The sequence below is a fragment of the Colwellia sp. F1 genome (assembly GCF_056238625.1).
In genome coordinates this window covers 1-3,423 of the sequence record NZ_JBWDLI010000049.1, presented here as the reverse complement: position 1 = coordinate 3,423, position 3,423 = coordinate 1, and the positions used below count along the sequence as shown (strand labels likewise).

The following is a 3,423-nucleotide window of genomic DNA, read 5'->3' as shown; positions in this document are numbered from 1 at the left end:
ATTAATAATGTTGGTATTGAGTCCATCGATCACACTTTCGAAGCGATTTTGTACCGCGCCTAAATAACTCCGCTGGCGATCCACCTGTTTAATGGCGCCATCTAGCGCCTTAAGCGGGTTATCCGTTGCGTTGCCATCATCTAAAACACTAAAGCTGTCCAGCCCCAATGCCTGCCTATTCATGGCTGCTAAGCGCACCGCAATGCTATTGCCATCGTTAGCACCCACCTGAATATTTACCTCTTTGCTACTATCAAACAAGCCAATGCCGTTGAAGTTACTCTGTTCGGCAAGACGATCAATCTCATCTAGGCGCTGATTGATCTCATTTTGAATTGAGTCAAGATCATCGGGAGCATTAGTACCGTTAGCCGCTTGAACACTCAATTCACGAATACGCTGCAAGTTATCGTTAATTTGATTGAGCGAACCCTCTGCTGTTTGCACCATGGAAATGCCGTCATTGGTATTGCGAATGGCTTGCTCCATACCACGCAGCTGAGCCCCCATGCGATTGGCAATCGCCTGACCTGCCGGGTCATCCTTGGCACTATTGATACGTAGCCCAGAAGAAAGACGCTCCATAGCGGTCTGCATCGATTGCTGACTGCTACGCAGATTATTCTGCACGATAAGAGACATCAGATTGGTGTTTAGGCTTAGCAACGCTCGTCCCCGAGGCAGGTCAGCCTGCCCAACAGTAGGAGGCTACACTGCTATTATCGGCCGCAACGCAAAAATCATGAGCATGCTCGTTGTTTAAGTGTCCGGCGGCTGGCAGCCAGCACTTCATCTACCGGGCGACGCACGTAGCTATGCTGGTAGTACCCCTCATCGATGACTTCGCCATCCCACGCCACAATATCCAAGTCCATGGTTCTCGGCCCTGATTTAATCGGGCCTCGCACACGTCCGAGACGATTTTCCACCTCTTTTAAGTAAGCGCGAAAAGCGTCGTGATCAAGAGATGTACGCACAAGTAAGGCTGCATTCAGGAAGTCCGGCTGGTGTTGGTAGCCAACCGGCGTTGTGCGAATCGCTTCTGAGCTGGCAATCAATTCACACTCGCTGCGTAAAATAGTCAGTGCTTCGTGAAAGTGGTGTTCCGGCTCAATGTTGGTACCGAGAGAGATTAAGCATTCATGGAGGGCCGTATCTGGCGTAGTGTTTAACGATGAGAGTGGCATAGCTGCATCCTAATCCTGTAGACCCTGCTCTAGAAACTCTGCGCTTAGCGTCAAAGCGCGAAGGTGGTAGTCAGGTCATATCGATGATACGTAAGACTAGCTTGCCTGTTATTTTGTTCAAGCTATGTACAAGATATTGACAAACGCTACGCTCACGCAGAAAGTCATGCTCAACGCTAACGTTAATCCACTGTGGGAGAGCTTTGCATGAGTTCATCAGCTGCACTGATCACTGGCGGCGCAACACGTTTGGGACGCTATTTTGCCGAAGCTCTAGCGGCTAAGGGCTATGATATTGCCTTACATGTGAATAGCTCACGGGGTGAAGCCGAGGACGTTGCCAAGACGATTCGCGCCAAAGGCCAGCGCTGCGAAATACTGCCATGCAATTTCCTGAGCGACTCTCTTGAAGAACTTGTGACAGCCGCCAAGCAGCACTTCCCAAACTTAAATGTGCTTCTTAACAGTGCCTCTGCATACGAACCTGCTCCCATTTCAGGCACCGACATGGCCATGCTGGAAGCGCAATTCAGGGTCAATATGTTTACACCGTTGCTGCTCACTCGTTACTTTGCGGACGCCGTTGATAAAGGACAGGTCATTAATATTATTGATAATAAAGTGGCTTATCATCAGTACCCGTATGCTGCGTATCTACTATCGAAAAAGAGCCTTGCTGATATGACGCGTATGGCAGCCCTAGAGTTTGCACCACGCCTGCGTATTAATGGGATTGCTCCCGGCGTAGTACTGCCCGCTTCTCAACGTACCAGCGACTATATTCAATGGCGAATCGAAGGTATACCCGTTAAACACCAGGGAGATCCCAGCCATCTTGTACAAGCGTTGCACTATTTATTAGACAATGAGTTTGTTGCTGGGCAAATTCTCTTTGTTGACGGGGGTGAGTCGATCAATCTTGAAGGGCAACACTCCGAAAACTATCCAGGCTGAAAGTATTCCAAACTAGCTTTAAGCCTATCATTAAAACCTGGCTTTCAAACCTAGCTTTCAAACTTGGCTTGCAAACCTAGCTTCCAAATCTGTCTTCAACGTCCTTTTATGCCATACGCTGCCGATGCTAATTAAGTGCATTCGGCAGTTTTTCGTTGATGCTACGTTAAGCCCTTGACGATTTAATTAAAGGTCACATTTCCCACCTTCCATGGACAGAATAGTTGTCTGTAGACTCGTGAAAGTCGCCTTATTTCAGCTGGCATGCAACCCATCTAGGCGACTATTCCAACAATAAAAAGGAAATTCTCATGGAAAAACTCGCGCAACGACTGGGGCTGCGCACGGACCCAACTATTTTCTTTGTCTCTGCAGGATTGATGTTGCTGTTCCTAGTGGCATTAATCATTGCCCCTGAAACGATAGGAAGCATTTTCGCCACCGGCCGCAGCTGGGTGGTTACCAATCTTGGCTGGTTCTTTATCTTTGGGGTTAGTTTCTGGCTGGTTTTCCTACTGTGGATAGCACTCAGCCGCTACGGCAATATTCGCTTGGGCAGCGAAGACGATCGCCCGGAGTACGGCAATATTTCCTGGTTCACGATGCTATTTGCTGGCGGTATCGGCACGGTATTAATGTTCTGGGGAGTCGCCGAGCCTATTTTCCACTTTTCCAACCCTCCCCACGGCGATATTGAGCCACATACAGTAGAAGCTGCCCGTGAAGCGATGGGCTTTTCGCTTTACCACTTGGGCTTGCATACCTGGACTATTTTCACTCTGCCAGGACTAGCCTTTGCCTACTTTATTTACCGCTACGACCTCCCTGTACGCGTCAGCTCAGTGTTCTATCCGCTGCTCAAGGAGCGTATCTACGGCCCAATTGGTAAAACAATCGATATTTTTGCGGTACTCGGAACGCTATTTGGGGTGGCCGTCTCTATCGGGCTAGGCACCTCGCAAATTAATGCAGGGCTAAGCGAACTTTTTGGCATTGCTGATAGCGTGACCACTAAAGTCATTATCATCATTATGTTAACGGCAGTCGCCGTAGCCTCCATTGCAGGTGGGCTAGATAAAGGCGTGAAGCTGCTTTCCAACGTCAACATCGGCATGGCCGTAGGGTTAATGCTGTTTGTCTTGTTTACCGGTTCAACCGTCTTTCTGCTACGCGGCATTATCGAAACCCTCGGCATTTATATTTCCAATATCGTGCCTTTGTCGTTCTGGAACGACACGCTAGCGCAGTACACTCGTGAAGAAGGCAGTTGAGGCTGGCAGGG

Annotated in this window: 4 protein-coding genes; 2 read left to right on the top strand and 2 right to left on the bottom strand. The window is 49.0% G+C overall.

What is annotated here, in order from left to right; translation table 11 throughout:
• Together AC0UA9_RS16915 and folK are read right to left on the bottom strand one after the other, a co-directional pair.
• A partial coding sequence (locus AC0UA9_RS16915; RefSeq protein ID WP_475661847.1) for a flagellin N-terminal helical domain-containing protein occupies positions 1–642 on the bottom strand: 642 nt, incomplete at its 3' end.
• A 98-nt stretch (positions 643–740) separates the two neighbouring features.
• The gene (gene folK, locus AC0UA9_RS16910; protein ID WP_125752787.1) at positions 741–1,187 is read right to left on the bottom strand and encodes a 2-amino-4-hydroxy-6-hydroxymethyldihydropteridine diphosphokinase; all 447 of its coding nucleotides are present in this window, start codon (positions 1,185–1,187) and stop codon (positions 741–743) included.
• Positions 1,188–1,394: 207 nt separating this feature from the next.
• On the opposite strand from folK, the gene AC0UA9_RS16905 reads away from it, so the two are divergent.
• Positions 1,395–2,141, top strand: a complete 747-nt coding sequence (locus AC0UA9_RS16905; protein ID WP_125752790.1) for an SDR family NAD(P)-dependent oxidoreductase — start codon at positions 1,395–1,397, stop codon at positions 2,139–2,141.
• 311 nt (positions 2,142–2,452) lie between these two features.
• Positions 2,453–3,412 carry a BCCT family transporter gene (locus AC0UA9_RS16900; protein ID WP_475661845.1) on the top strand — a complete coding sequence of 320 codons (960 nt, stop codon included), beginning with the start codon at positions 2,453–2,455 and terminating at the stop codon, positions 3,410–3,412.
• Positions 3,413–3,423: the final 11 nt, after the last annotated feature.